This is a genomic window from Halobacillus amylolyticus (assembly GCF_022921115.1).
GTDB lineage: Bacteria > Bacillota > Bacilli > Bacillales > Halobacillaceae > Halobacillus_A > Halobacillus_A amylolyticus.
Map to the genome: position 1 here is coordinate 140,103 of NZ_CP095075.1, position 23,017 is coordinate 163,119.

Consider the following 23,017-nt stretch of genomic DNA (forward strand, 5'->3'; position numbering starts at 1 on the left):
TTAAGGTGTGCACTGAGAGGAGTGGGAAAGTGGATCTTAATAACAACAGCCAAAAAGAAATTACTAAATACGAAGAATATCCTTACTTAATGTATGTTCGAGTATCCACTGATAAAGACGAGCAGAAAGATTCTGTTCCAAACCAAATCGATATATGTAGGTACTGGCTAGATAAGAATAACTTTGAGTGGAATGATGATGCTGTTTTAAAAGATGATGGACTAAGTGGAACATTATTTTTAGAGCGCAGAGCTATGCAGTTAATTTTAAGTAAAGCTCGGAATCGAGAAATAAAAATGGTTGTATTTAAGTCTATTCACCGTTTGGCTCGTGATTTAAAAGATGCTCTGGAAATTAAAGAAGTACTGATTGGGCACGGTGTTCGTGTTGTCACAATTGAAGAGGATTATGATAGTTACTATGAAGGTAAAAACGATATGAAATTTGAAATGTACTCCATGTTTGCTGCTCAGTACCCTAAGACACTATCTGTTTCGATAAGTGCCTCGTTGGCTGCTAAGGTTAGGCGAGGTCATCATATTGGGAAGGTTCCTTATGGTTATGACCGTGTAGACCATAAACTAAAAATAAATGAGAAACAAGCTTCAGTAATTAAACAAATATTTGATTGGTACACAATAGATAATATTGGCTTTAAATCTATAACGCACAAATTAAATGAGGGAGTAAAGGATGGTTCTATCCTGAAACCTAAAACCAAGGATTATTGGGGGGTTACAACTGTACAAAGGATTATTCAAAATCCTATTACATGTGGAACTTTCATTCTTAATAGATATACGCATATTAAAGTTGACGGTAAGAAGAAACAAATCCAAAATCCAAAAGAAAAATGGATAATATTCGAAGATCATCATCCAGCTATAATATCTAAGGGACAATGGGGGAAGGCAAATAACAAAGATAAAAAAAGGTATAACACAAAAATATCAGAATGGAATGAATTCAGAGGCTTACTTAAGTGCAAAGAATGTGGTTCGAATATGGTTACAATGCTTTCTTATAAGCGTAGAAAAAGCGATGGTCATAAAACTACCTGGAGATATTTAAAGTGTAGCGCCTATCGCAGGGCTGGTAACTCCGCGTGTGTAAACCATGTTCCCATAAGATATGAAGACTTCAGAGAGTTTGTTTTAAATTTACTATTAAAAAAGTGGGAGGATATTGAGCTTGATTTTGAGAATAGCTTCGGTAAAAACAGAGTAAAAAAAGTTAAAAACCTCGAAAATCAAATCAAACAAATTGAATCGAAAAAAAGTCGCCTAGTTGATATGTACCTAAATGAAATGTTGGATAAAGAGGAATATATGAAGCGAAAATCAGTATTTGAAAATGAAATGCAAAAGTACCAAGATGAAATTTATATGTATGATAAGGAAGAAACAAGTGAAGTCGAAATTAAAAATATCAGGGAAGCATTCAATTCTTTAAATAACAGGGATCAAGATTTGAATCGTGTATTCAAAGAGATCATTGACCACATTGACATATTCCAAAACGGTGAGGTTGAGGTTACTTATCTAATTGGATGATATTGGTCGAATTAATGTTAAGGGTTCGCTAAGGGTACACATTTCAAATGCAATGCAAAAGCTTGGGGTGAAAGGGAGATCTCAAGCCGTAGTCGAATTATTACGGATGGGTGAGCTTGAACTCTAAAGGTAACTGTGTTGGTATCAGAAATGGGCAGACCCTTTCAGGTAGTGGATAATTCGTTTTACTCCATACCTGGAAGGGTTTTTTCATTTACAGGCTGACCAGACTGACCATCCGTATCCCTTATGAAAAAAGAATATCTTGAAATTTTTAAATAAAACCGCGAGAATGATAGATATAGATTATTTCGTTAGTTATATAGGAGGCCAGAATATGGGAGAGTCCGAGACAACATCAACAATCGCGGATGTTGAGAAAGAATTGAGATACATATCAGGGATTATTAAACAAAAGGGGCGGGAAATTTTAAACCATTATCCTATTACTGCTCCTCAATTCGTCGCATTACAATGGTTGCTTGATAAAGGCGATTTGACGATCGGCGAGCTCTCAAGCCATATTCATTTAGCTTTCAGCACGACAACGGACTTAGTGGACCGAATGGAGAAGAATGAATTGGTGGAACGAGTTCGTGATCCGAAAGATCGACGTGTCGTTCGTACACATGTTTTAGAAAAAGGAAGGCAAATTATCCATGAGGTGATTGAAAAGCGTCAGCATTATTTAGAAGAAGTACTTAGTGGTGTACCGAAGGAAGAGGTTTATAAACTGAACCATTTGTTGCATGTACTTCATGAAAATATGCGTGAGACATCAAAGTAGAAACAGAAATGAGGGGTATGCGTGGCGCAGCCAATAGGAGTGATTGATTCAGGAGTAGGGGGATTAACTGTTGCACGTGAACTAATGCGTCAACTTCCTAAAGAAAAATTCATTTATTTGGGTGACACGTTAAGGTGCCCTTATGGACCAAGAGAAAAGGAACAAGTGAAAGACTTTACCTGGCAAATGGTACACTATTTATTACGCAGGGATATTAAAATGCTGGTTATTGCCTGTAACACAGCGACAGCTTACACGCTAAATGAACTTCAATCTGCGTTATCAATACCTGTGATCGGAGTGATTGAACCAGGAGCGCGTGCTGCCATAAAGAACAGTAGAAATAAACGTATTGGTGTTATAGGTACGGAAGGCACCATAAAAAGCCAGGCCTATCCAGAAGCACTCAGGTCGATTGATCACTCTATTCGCGTGAATGGGTTAGCATGTCCTCCATTTGTACCTATGGTTGAGAATGGGGTTTTGCATGGACCGGAAGCGGAGAGAATCGTAGCTTCAACGCTTGAGCCACTAAAAGAAATGAACCATATAGATACATTAATTCTGGGATGCACTCATTATCCATTAATTAGAGGGTTAGTTCAAAAGGAAATGGGAAGCCATATACAGGTGATAAGTTCCGGTGAGGAAACTGCTAGTGAGGCTAGTTTGATATTAGCCTATCATAATGGTTTAGCACAAGGGGATACGGTGCCTGAACACGAGTTTTATACGACTGGTGATATGGAAAAATTCAGGCTTGTAGCGAACAGTTGGTTTGAGGAACCAATCCAAATTTTGAAGCTTATAGAACTAGAGCACTTCCAAGGCTCTTCCAAATAGTGCAGGGCTTTTTTCTTTAGATCTTAAAAATCTATGGTCTAAACGAAAATATGGCTCGTATATATGATAGTACAAACTATCATGGGAGGGAATAGCATGAAAACATGCGGTATTAAACCCTTATCGATTGCTGTATTGCTAAGTACAGGATTGCTGTCGGGTTGTTTATTTGAAGGGGAGCAATCATTAGAGGAGATCGATGCTCCACCAGAACAAGAAACGGCGGCGAATCCTGAAACAAATACAGAGGAGCCAGCTCCTGAGAAAGGGAGTGGAGGAGAAAGTGCTGAGGTAGAAGAAGGTATGGAAGGGGAAGAAGCGACCACGGAAACGGTTGCCAGGGAATTATTCCTCATTGATTCTAATGGGATGGTCGTTCCGCAAACAGTAGAACTGCCGGCTTCCAAGGAAGTTGCTACACAGTCCCTTGAGTATTTAGTGAAGGGTGGACCCATCTCGAACTTATTACCAACAGGTTTTGAAGCAGTTCTTCCAGCAGGAACACAAATTCTCGGGATGAATTTGAAAGATAATGGCACGATGGTTGTCGACGTCTCCAATGAATTTAAAAATTATCAACCAAGTGAAGAACAAAAGATCTTGGAAGCGATGACCTATACGGTAACTCAGTTTGATAATGTTGATCGAATGAAATTGTGGATTAATGGTCATGAACTTAAGGAAATGCCTGTCAGCGGGACTCCTATTTCTGGAGGAGTCTCCCGCTCAGACGGGATCAACGTTCAAGTTGGTGGAAATACGGATGTTGTCAACAGTAAAGCCGTTACCGTATATTATCCTTCTCAACAAAGTGGACAGGAAGTATATCAAGTTCCTGTAACAACAAGGGTGAGTACAGAAGGTGAACTGTACACATCTTTAGTACAAACACTCCTTGAAGGTCCTGAACTTGGATCGTCTTTACAGCAGCCGTTCAACGGGGAAGCGGAAGTAACAAGTGCAGAACTTACAGATGGTGTCTTAAGTGTAACCTTCAGTGAGGGGTTGTTAAATGGACAAGAACCTAATGCAGTAGCTGAACCAGCCCTTGCCAGCCTCGTCATGAGTTTGACGAACATGAAAGAGGTTGAAGCAGTTGAAGTGAAAGTAGAAGGTGTGGAGCAAGTTCTGAACGAAGCGGGTGAACCACTCGCTGAACCCGTAACACGCTCTGATATTAATGGAGCTAGTGAACCGGAAAGTTTATAAAAATAGAGATGATGGGCCACTATAAAGGAATAGTGGCTCATTTTTTTTACATAGGAGACGAGTAGTGTGTTACCTGTTTCTCGGCCTTTTTTTATGTTAAGATGAGCAAGGTATATATGAGAGAACGAAAGGGAGGACATTGACGATGAGAAGCGATCGCCAGGTCAATGAATTAAGAAAAGTTACAATTGAAACGGATTATGTGAAACACCCAGAGGGGTCTGTACTTATAAGTTTTGGAGATACGAAAGTGATTTGTAATGCAAGTGTTGAAGAACGAGTGCCTCCGTTTTTACGCGGGCAGGGGAAAGGCTGGATTACGGCAGAGTATGCTATGCTTCCCCGCGCGACCCAACAACGTAACATCCGCGAATCCTCAAAAGGAAAAGTATCAGGAAGAACGATGGAGATACAGCGTTTAATTGGTCGTGCTTTACGGGCAGTGGTGGATTTAGACAGCATTGGCGAACGTACACTTTGGGTCGATTGTGATGTGATTCAAGCCGATGGTGGTACGAGAACAGCGTCGATCACGGGAGCGTTTGTTGCAGTAGTTCTTGCCTTTGGAAAATTAGTTGATAACGGTGTATTAAAAAAGCTTCCGGTTACTGACTTCCTAACAGCTATTTCTGTCGGTGTCCTTCCAGACGGAAAAGAAATTTTAGACCTTTGCTACGAAGAAGATAGCAAGGCCCATGTCGATATGAATGTCGTGATGACAGGTCAAGGAGAATTCGTTGAGCTGCAAGGCACTGGGGAAGAAGCAACTTTCTCAATGAAACAGCTTCAGACCATGTTATCCCTAGCACAAGAAGGTGTAACTGAGCTCACACACTTACAAAAAGATGCGATTGGCAAATGGGCTGAGGTTATTGATAAATCGACAGCTGTGACGGAGAAGTAATGGTATGAAACAACTAGTGATTGCGACAAAGAACGCTGGTAAAGTTGAAGAATTTAGAGACATGTTTTCTAAGTATCAAATATCCGTTAAGTCACTACTTGATTTTGATCAGGAGATTGATGATATTGTAGAAGACGGAGAAACCTTTGAAGAAAATGCGACCATTAAAGCAGAGACAATTGCAGCGGAATTCGAAATTCCTGTTGTTGCCGATGACTCGGGTCTCGAGATTGACGCATTAGATGGAGCGCCTGGTATCTATTCCGCGCGTTATGCAGGGGAAGATAAAAATGATCAGCGGAATCTCGAAAAAGCGCTCAGGGAATTAAATAATGTTCCCGATCAGAAGCGTACGGCTCGTTTTGTATGTGCTGTTGCTGTGGCACGTCCCGGACATGAAACATTTACTGTAAGAGGGACTTGTGAGGGGACAATTGCACGTCACCCAAAAGGTGAAGGTGGCTTTGGTTATGATCCTATTTTCGTTCCCTTACATTCAGACCGGACAATGGCTGAGCATACTTCTGATGAAAAAAATTCGATCAGTCACCGAAAGCATGCTATCCTGAAAATAGAAGAATGGTTACAAGATCTATCGTAATGAGGTGATTATTTTTGCCAAAAGTACTGATTATTAGTGATACGCACGGACTTACAGACGAAGTTATTAAAATAAAAAAGCGCCACCAGCATGAAGTCAATGCCAAGATTCACTGTGGTGATTCCGAGTTGGGTTATCACTCAGAAGAATTAAAAGATTTTTTCTATGCCAAAGGGAACTGTGACTTTGAAGTAGAAATGGAGAATGAACAAGTCGTAAAAGTTGGCGGTCTTACTATTCTTGTTGTCCACGGTCATTTACATCAAATAAAATCAACGTTAACGCCTTTATCGTACCGAGCGGATGAAGTCGGAGCACAAGTTGCCTGCTTTGGTCATTCACACATGGCAGGAGCAGAAAGAGTGAATGAAAAATTGTTCATAAACCCTGGAAGTGCGAGACTCCCTAGAGACCGTGAAGAACCGACTTATGCGGTTTTAGAGTGGGATACCCTGGACGACATTCAAGTTCAGTATTATCAGGTTAATGGAGAACCCTTGTCAAACCTGAGGATGGAAACATCTCTAGCAGCAAAGAATTAATTCTTTGCTGCAAAGAGTTGTTGACAAAAAGATCAGTATTTACTATAATTAATCTTGTCCGAAAAAAGCACATGGTTGTAATTTTACATAGTAATTGCGAGTGTAGTTTAGTGGTGAAACCTCAGCCACGAGCGAAACTTCTCCGAATCTGCTGCGGATTCACTTCCTGAATAAGCTTTTAGAGGAAGAGGCATGAAAGAATATAGCTAATGAAACCTTATTAAATGCGGGTGTAGTTTAGTGGTAAAACCTCAGCCTTCCAAGCTGATGATGAGGGTTCGATTCCCTTCACCCGCTCCATTTTAACTATACATAAACTGTCCCAGTAGCTCAGCTGGATAGAGCAACAGCCTTCTAAGCTGTGGGTCGCAGGTTCGAATCCTGCCTGGGACACTACAAAGAATTTTTAAGTTAAGATTGCACTTTAAACAACTGCCCTTAAAATGTTGGTACCACAACGTTTTGAGGGTTTTTTGTTAAGTATTTTTCTGTTTAGAATCCGATAGGAAAGGAATTTGTTAAGATTTATAAAAGGATCTCGACAAGGTATACAAAAGGAGTTGGTTTAATGTACGAAGGCATTCATCATGTATCATTACTCGTCAAGGACATCGAAAAATCTAAACATTTTTATGGGGAAATACTTGGATTTCAAGAAAGTGAAGACCGCCCTGATTTTGATTTTCCTGGAGCATGGTATCAAGTTGGCTCGACACAAATTCATTTACTTGTACATAACGAAGGAAAAACTTTAAGAGGAACGAGAACCATTGACTCTCGAGATGGACATTTTGCTATTCGCGTGCGGAATATCGAAAAATTTGTCGAGAGAATGGAGGAGTACAAGGTTGAAATCTTAAATAAACCAACTAATCAAACAGGTTGGCATCAGGTTTTTGTCAGTGACCCAGATGGTAATTTAATTGAATTCAATCATTAAGAATCTCGTGGTATATGACACCTTTAAGAGGACCTCTAAGTCAAAACTCAAAATAAAGGAATTAAACCTGTGATCGAATCATGATCGATCACAGGATTTTTCTATCCTATGCTTTCGCTTTATAAGAAGTGATATGGGGTTGTAACGTGTTATCAGTTCCGAACAAAAAGTGCTTCTCCATATCTGGTGAGTACGTCGAATTTATAGCTGTACGTCCGACCGTTTCTGCAACTTCGCGCAGCATGCTAGGGGAAGCTCCACAACACAAGCCAATATAGTTCACACCGATGTCATGAGCCTCTTTTGCCCACTGGGCTAACTCGTACCGGTTACAGTAGAGTGGATCCAGTGACGTTGGGAAGGTTGTATCGGTTGGAAGGCTGCAAGCACAGCCTCCGTCAGGCAAATTGAAGAATGTAGGGTGATCCTCCGATGTTCGATAAGGAATCGGCAATGCTCCGACATAACCATCGACTGTTTGACGGATTTTTTCTACATACGGCTGCATTGTTGCCGGTCCGCGAAAGCAGTTCATTCCGACAACTAGGGCGCCTTGCCCCTCTAACAAACGGCACGCTTCTTCAACAGAGTATCCATCGCGCAGGACATTTTCTCCCATCAGACCAAAAGTGATTACAGCAGGTATTCCTTGTTTGGTGATTTCCTCCAAAGCGATTTTTGCTTCTTCATAATAATAGAAGGTTTCCCCATTTATAAAGTCCACGCCTTCATCTTTGCACCATCCGACCATTTCAGCAAACATGCTGCGCACACTTTCAATTGACTGCGGGTCTTCAGGGTTAAACAAGTTTGTGTTCGAAATGTTACCAGCTACTAGCGCTTCTTCTTCCGGGTGTTCTTTTGCTACATCCTTAGCTAGACGAATTGCTTGTCGGTTCAATGGTTCCAACAGGTCCTCCTTGCCAATAATGCGCATTTTTTCACGGTGGGCATTGTACGTAAAAGCTAAAACGACATCTGATCCAGCTAACATATAATCACGATACGTCTGTTTTAAGGCTTGTGGATTATCTAGTGCAACCTCAGGTACGAATGACCCTGCTTGTAAATATCCTCTCCGCTCTAACTCGAATAAATATCCTTCCCCGCAAATCACTGGCCCGTCCTGTAAACGCTGTTCTAATGATCTTTTCATCTTCATCATCCTTCCTTAGTAAATAAAAAATTTCATTTAAAGAGGTTGTTCAAAAAGTGGAAGGGGATCATATGTAAATCATCCTTCTCTTTTTAAGTCCTTCATTATGAGTTAGTAAGTCAGTTATTGGCTTCTATATAAAAATCTTACTTCCATACATCCTTAGAGATCGTAATCACATGTTTTAGCTTTTCCCATTGCTCCTCCTCCGTTAGTAAATTTCCTTCCTCTGTGGAAGCAAATCCGCATTGTGGGCTTAAACACAATTGGCTGAGATCAACGAATTGGGAAGCTTCTCTTATTCTCTTTTTAATTGCATCTGCATCTTCAAGCTCTCCAAATTTAGATGTTATAACACCGAGAACAATTTGCAAATCAGAGCGTTTAACGTGGCGGAGTGGTTCAAAGCTGCCGGAACGTTCATCATCGAATTCAAGGAATAAGCCATCAACATCGAGTCCATTAAATATTGTTTCTGAGACAGCGTCATATCCTCCAGTGCTGGCATAGCTTGACTGAAAATTGCCTCGACAAATGTGGAGCGTTATGGTTAGATCATCAGGGCGATCAGCAATAGATTCATTAATGATGTTTGCAAAGGTCGTACTTAGTTCCTCAGGTTCAAATCCCCATGTTCGAATTAAGTGATTCCCATTTTCAGAGAAAAACAGGGACCAGGCTGTGTCGTCTAACTGTAGATAGCGACAACCTGCATCATAGAAGGCACGAATTGCTTTTTTGTATGCCAAAGTTAAATCATGAATAAATCCTTCTATAGTATCATAGAATTCTTCAATTTTTTTGCCTCTAAAGAAAAGCATATTAGGACTTGGTATTGTGAACTTTGCTGTATGTGACCCAGCAATACTATGAAGAAACTTGTAATCCTCGAGCATAGGGTGATCAGTGAAATCTATCTTACCCGTGACCTCAACTCCATAAGCTTTGGTAACTATATTATGGAATTCCAGTCCTTTTTCCGGGACGAATCCTTCGACGCCGTCTAAACCTTCGAGGAAATCAAAATGCCACCAAGCCCGACGAAAATCGCCATCTGTTACAGCTTCAAGACCGATTTCTTTTTGCTTTTCTACGATTCTAACAATTTCCGCATCTTCAATTACACGCAATTCTGCACGATCAATATCACCAGCTGCTTTTTGAATACGTGCTTTTTCAATTCTTTTTGATCTTAATAGGCTTCCTACCTGATCCGCTCGAAATGGGGGAGTGTCTTTGCTTTGTTTCTTAACGCTGGAGTTTCGCTATTACTCATAATTATTCCTTCTTCCATTAATGATTTATTTGATGACTCTAAACTTACAAGTTAAATGTACTGCAACTGAATCAACCCCTATGTTTTAATAAAATACGTTTCTCCTTTCTCAATTGGGTGGCTGCCTCTAGGGCTTGATCGATATCCTCGATTAGATCATTTACATGCTCGAGTCCAACAGAGAGCCTAAGCAGTCCATCGGTAATTCCCCTTGCTTCTCTTTCTGTTTCAGGCATAGCTGCATGTGACATGGTGGCAGGATAGGATAGAATCGACTCCACTGCACCAAGACTGACAGCAAAAACAGGCAGGCGAATATGTTCAACAAATGCTTTCGCTGCTGCTTTATTAGGTAACCGAAAAGATAGAAGTGCTCCAGACCCTTTCGATTGCCGTACGTGTATAGGATGACCAGGGTGAAAGGATAGACCAGGATAGTAGACTTCACTAATTAAAGGGTGATCATTAAGATGGGTTGCTATTTTTAGTGCTGTATCCGAAGATTGTGTCAGTCGAGCACCTAATGTTTTGATCCCTTGAATTAAATGGTAGGCATCCTGTGCGCCTAAAATCGAACCAAATGAGTTTTGAATAAATGCTAATCTTTCACCAAGTTCTTCATTCTTAGTTACCGCCAGGCCCGCAATAATATCGCTGTGACCAGATAAAAATTTGGTAGCACTATGAAGGACAAGATCGACGCCAAATTGAAGCGGGTTCTGGTAAAGAGGTGTCATAAAAGTGTTATCGACAAAAGTTAGACAACCATGTGCTTTGGCTAATTTTACGATTCCTTCTATATCTGTAATATTTAAGCAGGGATTAGAAGGGGTTTCTATATAAATAACCTTTGTATTCGGTCGAATTTCACGGCATGTTTCGTTAAGGTCGGTCATGTTAACAAAGGTGTGCTCAATATTGAATTTTCTCAATACTTCTGTGATCAGACGATACGTTCCACCGTAAACGTCCTTTGAGATTAGGACATGGTCACCTGAAGAAAGGAGCATAAATGCAGAAGAAATAGCTGCCATCCCTGATGCGAATGCTAATCCTGTTTTACCACCTTCCAGGTTTGCAATGGTTTGTTCCAATGCTTGCCTTGTTGGGTTGCCTGATCTGCTGTAATCATATGGACCAAACGTATCGAAGTTTTCCTGATGGTAGGTGGATGACAAGTAGATAGGGACGTTCACGGCCCCTGTTTTATTTTCCTTATTTCCATGAGTTGAAGCGTGAATGAATCTGGTTTCCAGTTGATCTTTGTAAGAACCCATAGTAAGTTTTCCTCCCTGTCTAAAGTTCAAGAGATTTGTATTATTAAAATTAACTCTTCCATCAAAAAGGCACCTTTATATCCCGATCGTTATCGAAAATAAAGATGCCTTTAGTTGACTAATCAGCATGAGCAATATTCAGTTTTGAGCTAATCATTGTCTTTGTTAGATTTTTTATTTAGTGGATAACGTTTTTTTTCTGTGTAATCAATTTGTGTAATTTCCCCATCATGTACCGTAATGGCTACCGAACCATATTCTATGTTCTCTAAGGCTGAAACAATGTCATTAATCTTTTTTTCGAGAGTACTTTTCATACCATTACCTCCTGCTTGCAAATTAATGTAAGATGTAATTCGCTGTATCTTTTGCCTTTGGTAAGTCCAATCAGCAAGATAAACATTTACTAAAAATCAAAATAAAAAACCTCTTTCCGTAATAAGAAGAGGTTAAGTAGAACGTTACTTTCTCTTCTTATCTTTTCAAGCCTGCACGGCTTGCTGGAATTGGCACAGTACTTAGTTAAAGTCTGCTGCCGAGGTTTCAATGGGCCAGTCCCTCCACCTCTCTGGATAAGAAAAATCGTTATCAATTTGATTATCCTATAATTTACACGTATTAACATTCCTTGTCAATCATTTAATGCAAAAATTTAAATTATTCTAAAATCAACAGGGTATTGCTACTCATATCTCTTAATGCACATTGAAATAACGCGCTTCAGGATGAGCAAACACAATGGCCGTTACCGAGGCCTCTGGTTCCATCATACATTCCTCTGTCAATTCGACCCCAATTTGTTCCGGTCTAATCAATTGAAATAATTTTCTCTGATCCTCCAAATCCGGGCAAGCTGGGTAACCGAAAGAATACCGCTGTCCCTGGTATTTAGCTGAAAAACGCTCTTGCATCGTAAAGTCTGTCGGATCAGGGAATCCCCATTTATCACGCATAAGTTGATGGATGTGTTCAGCCAATCCTTCTGCCGATTCTAATGCCAATGCCTGCAGGGCGTGGCTTTTCAAATATTCTCCCTGTTGTTTCATGTCCAGAGAACGCTCCCTAATCCCTTTTCCAGCTGTTACAGAGAAGAATCCTACGTAGTCCACTTCACCGCTTGAGACTGGGCGCAAATAATCAGCTAAACAAAGATAGGGATCACGGTTTTGGCGTGGAAAAGTAAAACGTTCGATGATCGTTTGTTGATCAACGGAGTCATATATGATTACATCATCCCCATCGGATTGAGCTGGAAAGAATTGATAAAGTGCAGACGGCTGAATCCAATTCTCTTTTTGCGCTTTTACAAGTAATTCATCGACGACCTCTTTTAGTTGAAGTGCTTTATTATTTTTCTCTTCCAGCAACTTTGAGAATTTACCCTTTAGCCCCAAATGATGTCCAATCAGCATCTGCATATTAATAAAAGGCTCAATATGAGCAACCGAGTAATCTCGTAAAATGTGCAGTTCAAAATCGTGCGGTTGATAAACCGGAACTGTCTTAGATACTTTTGACACCGGCTTTTCGGCTACAGCTGTTGCCGACTGAGCTTGAGCTTTGACATGACTTCTAGCTATAACTTTTGCTTGTTTTTCTTGCTGTTCGCGAATGAGCAGCTCACGATCCTCCAGATCACTGAGCCGATTCGATAGAGCAAGTCCGTCCATGGCATCTTTTGCATAAAAAACGGATCCATCATATTGTGAGGCGATTTTTGTATTGGTAAACTTCCTTGAGAGGGCAGCGCCTCCTACCAATATCGGCAATTCGATTTGTTGCTGCTTCAAATCCTGAGCAGTCAAAACCATTTGCTGAGCTGACTTTACAAGCAAGCCCGACAACCCAATGACGTCTGGCTTTTCTTCGTGAATATGTTTGATTAAATCGGAAGGGGTTACTTTGATGCCCAGATCGACGACGTCAAAACCATTGTTGCTTAAAATAATATCCACGAGGTTTTTACCAATGTCGTGAACGTCGCCTTTAACCGTGGCCAAAAGAATTTTCCCTTTTTTATTTGACGTGTCGCCTTTTTCCATATGTGGCTCAAGGTAAGCGACTGATGTCTTCATGACTTCTGCACTTTGCAAAACTTCAGCGACAATGAGCTGGTTGTCGTTGAATAAACGCCCTACTTCAGCCATGCCAGCCATAAGTGGACCATTGATGATTTTTAATGGCGTCGGATAAGTTTCTAGTGCCTTCTCAAGGTCGGGAATCAACCCTTCCTTTGTTCCTTCCACCACATAATGAGCTAATCTTTCAGGTAGATTCATTGTCGAAGTTGGTGCTTTTACTTCCTTTTTCTTTCCTCTGTAGAAAGCTGTAAATGTAGCGAGTGTAGTATCAGTCGTTTGAAAAAGAAGCTCATTTGCTTGTTTAATTTCCTCTTCTGCTATAGAGGCATAACGTTCCAACTTTTCCGTATTCACAATTGCATAATCAAGACCTGCTTTTGTACAATGATAGAGATAAACGGCATTCAGCACTTCTCTTCCAACTGGTGGGAGACCAAAAGAGACATTGCTGACACCTAGAATGGTTTGACATTTTGGCAGTTTCTGCTTGATCAAACGGATTCCCTCAATTGTTGCGTTAGCGGAACCGATGTATTGTTCATCGCCTGTTCCAACAGGGAAGACGAGAGGGTCGAATATAATATCGGATTCATTGAGCCCATATTCATTGACTAGAATATTGCGTGACCGTATGGCGATCGCCAGCTTGCTTTCCGCTGTAAGTGCCATGCCTTCCTCGTCAATAGTCCCAACGACGACGGCTGCGCCATATTGCTGAACCAAAGGGAGGACTTCCTTAAATCGTTCCTCTCCATCCTCAAGATTGATCGAATTGATAATTACTTTTCCTTGGGAATAAGTGAGCGCTTTTTCAATAACGTCCACATCCGTCGAATCAATAACAAGAGGCGCTTTCACTTTATTGATCACTTGTTTCATAAAGACTTCCATATCTTGTACCTCATCGCGATCCGGATCAGCAAGGCAAATATCGATGACTTGGGCCCCTTTTTTCACTTGGGCCCGGGCAATTTCTGAGGCTCCCTCTACTTTGTCCTCGGCAATCAGGCGTTTGAATTTGCGAGAGCCAATGACATTGGTCCGTTCACCAACTAGAATAGGTCGGTCATTCTTGTCCTCATAGATAAAAGGTTCGATCCCTGAAACGGCATGCGGATGAGAAGAAGGAGCTTTTCTTGGCTTGATGTTCCTCACCGCTTCTACTAGTGCTCTAGTATGTTCAGGTGTTGTCCCGCAGCAGCCTCCCACGACATTCAGCCATCCTTTTTCAGCAAAACCGGAAACTTTTTTCGCTAACGATTCAGGTGTCTCATGATAATGCCCTTCTTCATCAGGGAGTCCGGCATTTGGATAACAGCTGACAGAGGTCGTTGCTAATTCCGACAAAGAGCGTATATGGTCACGCATGAATTCTGGACCTGTGGCACAATTCAGTCCGACAACAGTAGGTTTCATGTGTTCAAGTGACAGGTAAAAGGCTTCGATATTTTGCCCAGCCAAGGTAGTTCCCATCGGTTCGATCGTTCCCGAAATCATCAAAGGAAGAGTTTGCTTAAGAGAACGAAAGGCGCGAGTGATTCCGATATAGGCTGCTTTGACATTAAGCATATCTTGGGAAGTTTCCAATAATAGCAGGTCGACACCGCCTTTGATCAGCCCTCTTGCTTGTTCTTCGTATGAATGGGTCAAGTGCTCAAACGTTGTGCCACCCGTTACGGATAAGGTCTTCGTCGTCGGCCCCATCGCTCCAGCGACGAAACGAGTGTGACCGTCTTTTGAATAACGTTCGGCTGCTTTTTTAGCAATTTGAGAGGCCTTAACATTAATTTCCTCTGCTAAATGACCTAAATCGTATTCATCAAGTACGAGGTCTGTTGCCCCAAACGTATTGGTTTCAATAATATCCGCACCTGCTTCAAGGTACTGGGAATGGATCTCTTCAAGAACACCGGGTGAAGTTAAGTTGAGATATTCATTGCATCCTTCATAGCATTCTCCACCGAAATCTTCTGCTTTGAGGTCAGCATTTTGCAGCATCGTTCCCATGGCGCCATCGAGTACAAGAATTCTTTTTGAGAGCAGTTGTTCAAATGACTGGGCTTCCATTTACAATCTTCCTTTCTTCGCTTTGTTGAGTTTTTTGCTTAATGTAGTGGGTTAGTTCTTCTGTTATTTCATATCGTAAAAATGGTGTGATTAAGTAGATTCCATTAAAAAGTTCGACAGCGGCGTCAATTAAGGATTTGGCAATCGAAATCCCTTCAGATTGGGCGCTTTCTGGGTCATGACTGGAATTTTCCATACGCTGTCTAATTTCTTCGGAGAGCGTAATTCCGGGTACCTCATTGTGCAAAAATTCAGCGTTACGTGAGCTGATTAGCGGCATGATTCCAATATAAATGGGAGTCGGTATATGCTTAGTTGCCTCATAGATTTCTTTCAATTGCTCCACACTGTTAACGGGTTGACTAATAAAATAGTCCGCTCCATATTTGATCTTTTTTTCAAGTCTGCCAACTGCACGATTGAGGTTGCGGACATTCGGATTGAAGGCGGCCGCGACCGAAAAATTGGTGTTCATACCGAGTGTTTTGCCAGAAAAAGAAATGCCTTTGTTCAGCTGTTTAATATAATGAATCAAATCGAATGATGAGAGATCATAGACGGATGTTGCACCAGGGAAGTCACCAATTTTGGTCGGGTCGCCTGTGACTGCGAGGACCTGTGTGATCCCGAGTGTATGCAGCCCCATCAAATGTGATTGCAGGCCGATTAAGTTTCGGTCACGGCAGGATATATGGACCAAAGGGTTAATGTCGTATTTTTGCTGGATAATTGAGGCGATCGCTGTGTTACAAATTCTTGGGGTGGCCAGCGAATTATCTGCTAATGTAATCGAATCAACTCCAGCTTCTTTGAGCGCCTGGGCCCCTGTAAGTAGCGGTCTGTATTGAGCCGTTTCGGTGGATCAAGCTCAACGATGATCGACGGTCTTTTTGCTGCGATTTCATGAAGGTGGGGCTTAGAGTTACTATTTTCCAGTTGTGTCTGTGGGACATCCTTTTGAATTGGAATGGTCTTGTGCTCAATCGGCTTCTTCCCTTTTACTTCATCCGCAATGGCCGCAATGTGCTCGGGTGTCGTACCGCAACAGCCGCCGATCAATCTAGCCCCTTGTTTGTGAAGGGCCCGGGCGCTATTTTTGAAATAATCAGCCTTGGTTTTGTAGACGAGTCTGCCATCCTGATAAGCTGGTAAACTAGCATTCGGATAAGCAGAGAGGACGGCTTTATTAGGAAGCGGGACATTCTCAAGCGACTGGATCATGTGGTAAGGTCCGAGACGACAATTGACTCCAATTACATCGGCTCCCTCTTTTTCTAACATCGTCAAGGCTTCAGTCAGGGGTGTGCCGTTTTGCAGAACTCCAGGCTCGTGCATAGACACTTGGGTGATTATCGGCAGGTTCGTTTCTTTTCTAGCGATTTGTAACACTGTCGTGAGTTCTTCCAGATCATAAAAGGTCTCTAGTAGAATGGCGTCTACTTTTTCAAATAGCATACAGTAGAGCTGCTCACGGAAACTGCGTTTGATTTCTGTGAGGGATACTGCTTGTTTTTTAATGCCTCGAATACCGCCGATCGTTCCTGCCACATAACAATTTTCTGCTGCTGCTTGTTGGGCAAGTCTGACTGCTGCTGTGTTGATTTCTTTTACTTTGTCTTCTAAACCGTAACGCGCTAATTTAATATAATTGGCGCCGTACGTATTCGTTTGGATGAGATCAGCACCAGCATCTATATATGCTTTATGGACATTGACGACTTCTTTGGCATGGGAAAGATTCAACTCCTCAAAGCATTGGTCGATTCCGTAAGAGTAAAGCAATGTACCCATGGCCCCATCTCCTACTAATGTTTGGTTTTGAAGGGCTTCTTTTAAATTCATGATTATCCTCCTGTCTGTATTTAGGCTTGACTTACTAAAGAGAGCGAGCGGCAATTTGGCTCATGTTACCCTTGAAAAAGAGGTGCTTTTCATCCTTTGGATAAATATTTCTAACGGGCCACTTACGTCCTCGTGCTTTGCTTCCCTCGTAAACTAGTAAGCGCTTTGTCAAGATCCTCCAGCAGATCATCGATATGTTCAATCCCGACTGAAAAGCGCAAAAGCCGGTTGCAAACTCCGTAGCGTTTTCTCGTTTCTTCAGGAATGTCGGCATGAGTTTGGGTCGCTGGGTAGGTGATAAAGCTTTCCACTCCTCCAAGACTCTCTGCAAAGGTAATGACTTTGAGGTTTCTTAAAAAAGGGTCGATACAGTCTTCAGTTTCTAGACGAAACGAAACCATTCCGCCAAGACCAGGGTAAAAGACATGTGTGACAGTTTGATGATTTTCTAAAAAGGAAACGACTTCCTTCGCGTTTCTCTCGTGCTGATTCATTCGTAAAGGCAGAGTTTTCATCCCTCTCATAAGCAGCCATGAATCAAAAGGGGAGAGGACGGCACCAATTGTGTTCTGATAGGTTGCTAATTTTTCACATATATCAGGACCTTTAGCAACAAGTATGCCGGCTAAAACATCATTGTGACCGCCTAAATATTTCGTTGCACTATGAATGACGATATCGGCACCTTCAAGTAAAGGTTGCTGTAGGAGCGGTGTATATAACGTGTTATCTACGAGTAGCAGAAGCTTATATTTTTTCGTGATTTTAGCGATTTCCGAAATATCAGCCACGTGCATAAGTGGGTTTGTAGGTGTTTCGATGTAGACCGCTTTGGTTTTTTCTGTTATATATTGTTCTATATTTGAAAGATTCTGACTATCACAGTATTGGAACTGTAAGCCATATTGACTAGAAAGGTGTTCAAACAAGCGATAACTGCCGCCGTATAAATCTTCCGAAACGAGGACCTCATCTCGGTGTCCGAATAAGGACAGAGCCGTTTGAATCGCTGCCATCCCTGAGCTAAACGCGAAACCTGCCTCACCATATTCGATTTCTGCAACGGAACGTTCAAGAATTGTTCTTGTTGGATTACCCGTTCTTGAGTAGTCAAAGCCAGTTGATTCACCAATACCAGAGTGTTGATAGGCTGTAGAAAGGTAGACTGGTGCACTAATGGCTCCTGTAGAGTCTCCATTGTTTTTGCCGGTATGAACTAATTTCGTTTCAGTATGAGAGGTCATCTTTATTCTCCTTTTATAAAAAGTATTAGAGGATGTTCAAGTCACCGAATGATAAGAAGCTAAACTCCTGAACAACTATGGTTAGATAAAAATAAAAAAAGCCTCCTTAAGAAGAAGACTTTAAAATATCCCAATCCTTCTTCTTATCTTCCAAGTTCATAAAACTTGGTGGAATTAGCACCATGCTGGTCAAACCAGTGGTTGCTGAGGTTTCATCGGGCCAGTCCCTATACCTCTCTTGATAAGTGAATAATATGTAATTTTTTGGTGTTTAGTGTGATTAGTCACCCAATGAAAAACAAGGTGAGAAGGTCGTTCTGTACCTTCAGCATCACCATCAAATGCCCACGAGACCAGCCGTTGTTAGAGATTTTCAACCGATGTTCTATGGTTATTCTCGAAGGTGGTACTTTATGGCAGGTGGGTTGCGAATTACATTACACGAAAAAAATGAAGGAATCAAGGGAATATTAAAAAAACTTATAATTTTTAAACCCGACTAACACACTAAGAATAAAGGGCTAATACGTATTAATTTTTTCCATAAAATCCTTTGACAGTATCTAACACTTGCTGTATATTTTTCGGTAATCAAATAATAATGTTTCTTGTTCAGAGGGGTGGAGGGACTTGGCCCAATGAAACCTCGGCAACAGACTATTCACAGTACTGTGCTAATTCCAGCAAGCCAACTTGTGCTTGATAGATTAGAAGAGTTGTCATTCGGTATTCTAATCCTCTTCTTATTGGTTGTTTAGAAGAGGATTTTTTAATTTAATAATTTGTTACTGACTAGATAACTAGAGGTAGCACTGCCGGATTTAACTTGGTCAGGTGCTGCCTTTTTCGTTGATCTTTAACAATACGTTTAGGAGGGACATCTTATGAAAGATTATGCAATCACTTATGATTTATCCTCCACTAATCCTTTTCCTGATCAAATATCGTTCGAGTTGGCACACGCCCCACACGACGTGCCGTTCTTAACCTGCTCCCAAGTCTCCTCGCCTAGCTACGGGTCTCGACTTGCCCATTTTTCTGATGGAGTCTCATCGTTCTCCTTCCCCACACCTTTCACTTTTTTATAACGAAACCCACCCATTCATCAGCTTGTCTATCTGAGGTCTTTGTACACTGAATCATACGACAAGTTCAAACATAACAAAAATGCCAAATATATTTCTTATAGAAATGCACAAATGTCACTTTTTCAGCGGCCTGCCATATTGGATAGGTCTTTTTTTCTTTTAAAAATTCAATGTTAGATAATCTCACATGTTCATTGTTCGAATATTTAGATACTGATAAATTAGTATTTAACAAACGATGTCAAAAAACATTACACAAAAGGGGAGAACTTTGATGGATGAGATTTTTCTAATGAATAATTTATGGATTGTTATCTGTACAGTTTTGGTGTTATTCATGCAAGGTGGATTTATTTTACTTGAAGCAGGATCTACGAGAATGAAGAACGCTGGTCATATTGCCGGCAAGACAGTTTTTACCATAGGAATTGTATCTATAGTCTTTTGGGCTGTAGGTTACGGGTTAATATACGGGGAGGGAAATGCATTCATAGGCTTTTCGAAATTCTTTTATGGTGATGCGACAACAATGGGCGAAGGGTTGGCAGGTTCTGTAGACTTCTTTTTCCAGCTGGCATTTGCTGCAATTGCTATGACCATTGCCTTTGGTGGTTTTGCAGAACGTGCAAAATTATCCGCTTATGTTATTTTTGCAGTACTATTTTCTATTTTAGTTTATCCTGTTATTGCCCGCTGGATTTGGGGCGGCGGTTGGTTAGCTGAGCATGGGAAACAAGACTTTGCCGGTTCGACTGTGGTTCATTTAACGGGGGCCATGGCCGCCTTTGCTGCTACAATTATTTTGAAACCGCGTATCGGTAAATATAATAAGGATGGTTCTTCAAATGAGATTGCAGGACATAACCAGGTGTTTACAGCGTTAGGAGTACTTATTCTTTGGGTAGGCTGGTTTGGGTTTAATGCAGGAAGCACATTCGGTGTAGCTGATGCCTTTTTTGGTTATGTTGCACTTAATACACAATTAGCAGCTGGTGCTGGGGCGATTGGTGCTATGCTTGTTGTGTGGGCTGTGACAGGCAAGGCAGATGTTCCGACAACACTCAATGGAGCATTGGCAGGGCTTGTTGCTATTACCGCTTCTTGTGCATTTGTTGAACCTTGGGCGGCTGTTATTATTGGTTTGATCGGTGGATTTATTGTCTTCTTTAGTATGAAGTTCTTTGATAAGAAGAAAATTGATGATCCTATCTTCGCTTTATCTGTTCACGGTACGGTCGGTGTATGGGGCACGCTTTCAAATGGACTATTTGCCACACCCGAATTAGCAACCGTTGGGCAGGCGGGTTTATTCTATGGTGGTGGATTTGCACAGCTTGGTGTACAGATGCTGGGTGTTGTCAGTAGCGGGCTTTATGCATTCGTTGTTGCATTCATCATCTTAAAAGTAATGAATAAAGTTATGGGTGGCCTCCGTGTATCTGAAGAAGAAGAAATTATCGGCCTTGATTTGAGTGAGCACGGAGGTTATGGATATCCGGAGAGCATCCCTCAACCCCATTCGAATCAACCAGGTGCTTAACGCTGTTAATCGAAACAAAAGGATTGATGCGAGTGTTGAAAAGTTACGCAGAATTAAAACAATGGCGTCAACGGAAACTGAATGCTGTTTCGACTGACCATAGGAAGTTAAACTTATTCCATGATGAGTTGATTAGGGAAACGGTTCAAATGGCTGCGGAGAACCTCCGGGGGGAGTGGGGGAACCCTCCCGCTCCCTTTAGTTTTTTTCTAATGGGAAGTGCAGGGAGATTTGAACAGTCGGTTTGGAGCGATCAAGACCATGGAATAATTTACGACAGTCATGATAATTGCCAAGCTTATTTCCTGAGGTTAGGAGCAGAAATTAGCCATGCTTTAACTTTGGTCGGCTACGAACGATGTGAAGGAGGGGTGATGGCATCTAATCCACTTTGGTGTCAGTCCGTTCATGCTTGGAAAACTCAAATTACAGATTGGTTAACAGAAGCTAGTTGGCAATCCCTCCGCCACTTTTTAACGTTTTTTGATTCCCGCGTGTTAACTGGAGAGGTACACTATTTAAACGAACTAAAGAACAAGGGATTTACAATCTTGCAGCAGCAGCCTAAGCTTTACTTTCGCTTGGTGGAGAATGTGGATTTTATAAAAAAAGGAGTAGGAGTATTCGGTCAGTTACTTCCAGAGCAGCATGGGGAAAAGGCAGGGAGAATCCAGTTAAAGCAGACGGTCCTTTTTCCTTATGTAAATGCAATGAGGCTGTTAGCTTTAAAAGAGAGGATAGAGTCTCCATCCACTTTATCGCGGTTCAAAGAGCTCCGGACTATGTACTCTTTTGTTAAAGGATTTGAAGGTGACTTTATACAATTGCTTGAGTTCCGTCTGCATTTCAGGAAAGAAGCGCAGAGCTATAAAGAAGTGCAACTCATACCGATTGATACTTTATCAAGAGTCCATAAACAGGAGCTTAAACAACTGATAAAAAGAGGCCAGAAGCTTTTTTCTGAAACTAAAACAATAGTAGAAAAAGAGTGCTCCTCATGATTGTGGATCAAATGATTCAATTCATTAAACAGTTGTCTGGGCGATCGGATGGCTTTACATCGTTATCAAGCCAAACAGACCCAGGAAAGATTGCTTATATGAGAGATTTACAGCGTGAATTAAAAACGAAAGATGTCTTAGATATTGCATTTGATGAATTAAAAGTGGTTGTGTTTGATTTAGAAACAACAGGGTTCTATCCATATAATGGGGATCGGATCTTATCGATTGGCGCTGTCAAGATGGTAGGGGATCGCATTCTAGAAGAAACCTTTTACTCACTTGTTTACAATGATTCGGCCCCTTCGGAAGAAATTCAACGTTTGACGGGGATAACGAAGGACACGCTTAAGAACGCGGCAACGCTTCATGACGTGTTAAAAGAATTCTATCAATTTATTAAAAATGATGCGTTAGTTGCCCATCATGCTAATCATGAGAAGCAATTTATGAAGCATGCAACCTGGATGGCGTTAAAGAAGAGTTTTCAACACCGCATCATAGATACATCTTTTTTAACAAAAGTCGCTGATCCAGAATCAAGGATAGTTACACTTGACGAATGTTGTGCTCATTATGGGATTACGATTGACAAAAGGCACCATGCTCTACATGATGCTGTTGCGACAGCGGAACTATGGGCGAAATGTGTCCGAGAAATACAAACGTTAGGCTTTTCTAATTTGAAAGAAGTATATACACACATAGCTACTTTAAAATGATCTTCTTATTTCTGAAGCAAAAAAAGTGGGGTACGAACAACGACATCCCTTAGGATGAAGCAACTTTCCCAATTAGTGTAGTGAAAGATTTGACTTCGTTGTCTGGTATTACGAGGAGCAAGGGCTTGTTAAACCAGCCAGAAATATAGGAAACCGGCGTATTTATTCAAATAATGATATAAAAAAATTAAAAGAAATTAAACGATTAATCGATCAGGGGCTTAACGTTGCAGGGATAAAAGCAATGCTCGGGAATGATAGAAATGATTAACCCCCTTCCTTGCAGTTGATAGAAACCTAATAATACTAAGTGTGAAACAACAGTTTTATAAAATGATCTGACG

The 23,017-nt window shown here is 41.2% G+C and carries 17 protein-coding genes, 2 tRNA genes, 3 pseudogenes and 3 riboswitches; of the genes and pseudogenes, 15 read left to right on the forward strand and 7 right to left on the reverse strand.

The genetic code is table 11. From position 1 onward, the window contains the following. Nucleotides 1-29 precede the first annotated feature (29 nt). From MUO15_RS00790 to MUO15_RS00840, 11 genes and pseudogenes are all read left to right on the forward strand, one after another. Nucleotides 30-1,553: a recombinase family protein gene (locus tag MUO15_RS00790; RefSeq protein ID WP_318036179.1), complete on the forward strand. Its 1,524-nt coding sequence runs from the start codon at nucleotides 30-32 to the stop codon at nucleotides 1,551-1,553. A 25-nt stretch (nucleotides 1,554-1,578) separates the two neighbouring features. Beyond that, nucleotides 1,579-1,680 (forward strand): annotated as a pseudogene (locus MUO15_RS00795) (LuxR C-terminal-related transcriptional regulator); the annotation flags it as partial. A 210-nt stretch (nucleotides 1,681-1,890) separates the two neighbouring features. After that, nucleotides 1,891-2,340 carry a MarR family winged helix-turn-helix transcriptional regulator gene (locus tag MUO15_RS00800; RefSeq protein ID WP_245032681.1) on the forward strand — a complete coding sequence of 150 codons (450 nt, stop codon included), beginning with the start codon at nucleotides 1,891-1,893 and terminating at the stop codon, nucleotides 2,338-2,340. Between the two features lie 21 nt (nucleotides 2,341-2,361). Next, nucleotides 2,362-3,183, forward strand: coding sequence for a glutamate racemase (gene racE, locus MUO15_RS00805; RefSeq protein ID WP_245032683.1), 822 nt, complete (start codon nucleotides 2,362-2,364; stop codon nucleotides 3,181-3,183). Nucleotides 3,184-3,279: 96 nt separating this feature from the next. Next, a complete protein-coding gene (locus MUO15_RS00810; RefSeq protein ID WP_245032685.1) occupies nucleotides 3,280-4,392 on the forward strand; it encodes a GerMN domain-containing protein in 1,113 nt (370 codons plus the stop codon). A gap of 145 nt (nucleotides 4,393-4,537) precedes the next feature. Beyond that, nucleotides 4,538-5,296 (forward strand): ribonuclease PH, encoded by a 759-nt coding sequence (gene rph, locus MUO15_RS00815; RefSeq protein ID WP_245032687.1) that lies wholly within the window; start codon nucleotides 4,538-4,540, stop codon nucleotides 5,294-5,296. 4 nt (nucleotides 5,297-5,300) lie between these two features. Then, a complete protein-coding gene (locus MUO15_RS00820) occupies nucleotides 5,301-5,897 on the forward strand; it encodes an XTP/dITP diphosphatase (RefSeq protein ID WP_245032689.1) in 597 nt (198 codons plus the stop codon). A gap of 14 nt (nucleotides 5,898-5,911) precedes the next feature. Next, entirely contained in the window at nucleotides 5,912-6,439 is a 528-nt protein-coding gene (locus MUO15_RS00825) for a metallophosphoesterase family protein (protein ID WP_245032692.1), read from the forward strand. Nucleotides 6,440-6,665: 226 nt separating this feature from the next. Beyond that, nucleotides 6,666-6,739: transfer RNA gene (locus tag MUO15_RS00830), tRNA-Gly, on the forward strand. Nucleotides 6,740-6,758: 19 nt separating this feature from the next. After that, nucleotides 6,759-6,832: transfer RNA gene (locus MUO15_RS00835), tRNA-Arg, on the forward strand. A 175-nt stretch (nucleotides 6,833-7,007) separates the two neighbouring features. Further along, on the forward strand, nucleotides 7,008-7,379 hold the full coding sequence (locus tag MUO15_RS00840; RefSeq protein ID WP_245032693.1) for a VOC family protein: 372 nt from the start codon (nucleotides 7,008-7,010) through the stop codon (nucleotides 7,377-7,379). A 106-nt stretch (nucleotides 7,380-7,485) separates the two neighbouring features. On the opposite strand, the gene MUO15_RS00845 is transcribed toward MUO15_RS00840, so the two are convergent. The 7 genes and pseudogenes from MUO15_RS00845 to MUO15_RS00875 form a co-directional block, all read right to left on the reverse strand. Then, on the reverse strand, nucleotides 7,486-8,535 hold the full coding sequence (locus MUO15_RS00845; RefSeq protein WP_245032695.1) for a homocysteine S-methyltransferase family protein: 1,050 nt from the start codon (nucleotides 8,533-8,535) through the stop codon (nucleotides 7,486-7,488). A gap of 146 nt (nucleotides 8,536-8,681) precedes the next feature. Next, a pseudogene (locus tag MUO15_RS00850) lies at nucleotides 8,682-9,767 on the reverse strand (5-methyltetrahydropteroyltriglutamate--homocysteine S-methyltransferase); the annotation flags it as partial. Nucleotides 9,768-9,882: 115 nt separating this feature from the next. Continuing rightward, a complete protein-coding gene (metC, locus tag MUO15_RS00855; protein ID WP_245032697.1) occupies nucleotides 9,883-11,088 on the reverse strand; it encodes a cystathionine beta-lyase in 1,206 nt (401 codons plus the stop codon). Nucleotides 11,089-11,237: 149 nt separating this feature from the next. Then, nucleotides 11,238-11,405: a YezD family protein gene (locus MUO15_RS00860; protein WP_245032698.1), complete on the reverse strand. Its 168-nt coding sequence runs from the start codon at nucleotides 11,403-11,405 to the stop codon at nucleotides 11,238-11,240. Between the two features lie 154 nt (nucleotides 11,406-11,559). Further along, a riboswitch (SAM riboswitch) is annotated at nucleotides 11,560-11,667 on the reverse strand. Nucleotides 11,668-11,783: 116 nt separating this feature from the next. After that, the gene (metH, locus tag MUO15_RS00865) at nucleotides 11,784-15,236 is read right to left on the reverse strand and encodes a methionine synthase (protein WP_245032700.1); all 3,453 of its coding nucleotides are present in this window, start codon (nucleotides 15,234-15,236) and stop codon (nucleotides 11,784-11,786) included. Next, a pseudogene (locus tag MUO15_RS00870) lies at nucleotides 15,217-17,078 on the reverse strand (bifunctional homocysteine S-methyltransferase/methylenetetrahydrofolate reductase). Before MUO15_RS00870 ends, metH begins: the two are co-directional and overlap by 20 nt. A gap of 122 nt (nucleotides 17,079-17,200) precedes the next feature. Then, nucleotides 17,201-18,322, reverse strand: coding sequence for a methionine biosynthesis PLP-dependent protein (locus MUO15_RS00875; protein ID WP_245032701.1), 1,122 nt, complete (start codon nucleotides 18,320-18,322; stop codon nucleotides 17,201-17,203). A 140-nt stretch (nucleotides 18,323-18,462) separates the two neighbouring features. Beyond that, a riboswitch (SAM riboswitch) is annotated at nucleotides 18,463-18,570 on the reverse strand. A 357-nt stretch (nucleotides 18,571-18,927) separates the two neighbouring features. Further along, nucleotides 18,928-19,035: riboswitch (SAM riboswitch) on the forward strand. Between the two features lie 649 nt (nucleotides 19,036-19,684). On the opposite strand from MUO15_RS00875, the gene MUO15_RS00880 reads away from it, so the two are divergent. The 4 genes from MUO15_RS00880 (at nucleotide 19,685) to MUO15_RS21785 (ending at nucleotide 22,944) form a co-directional block, all read left to right on the forward strand. After that, nucleotides 19,685-20,950 carry an ammonium transporter gene (locus tag MUO15_RS00880; protein ID WP_245032702.1) on the forward strand — a complete coding sequence of 422 codons (1,266 nt, stop codon included), beginning with the start codon at nucleotides 19,685-19,687 and terminating at the stop codon, nucleotides 20,948-20,950. A gap of 26 nt (nucleotides 20,951-20,976) precedes the next feature. Then, on the forward strand, nucleotides 20,977-21,951 hold the full coding sequence (locus tag MUO15_RS00885) for a DUF294 nucleotidyltransferase-like domain-containing protein (RefSeq protein ID WP_396266295.1): 975 nt from the start codon (nucleotides 20,977-20,979) through the stop codon (nucleotides 21,949-21,951). Continuing rightward, nucleotides 21,948-22,673 carry an exonuclease domain-containing protein gene (locus MUO15_RS00890; protein WP_245032705.1) on the forward strand — a complete coding sequence of 242 codons (726 nt, stop codon included), beginning with the start codon at nucleotides 21,948-21,950 and terminating at the stop codon, nucleotides 22,671-22,673. The genes MUO15_RS00885 and MUO15_RS00890 overlap by 4 nt, the downstream gene beginning before the upstream one ends. 160 nt (nucleotides 22,674-22,833) lie before the next feature. Further along, complete coding sequence (locus MUO15_RS21785; protein ID WP_305853287.1) at nucleotides 22,834-22,944, forward strand: MerR family transcriptional regulator; 111 nt, start codon at nucleotides 22,834-22,836, stop codon at nucleotides 22,942-22,944. The last annotated feature ends 73 nt before the right edge of the window (nucleotides 22,945-23,017 follow it).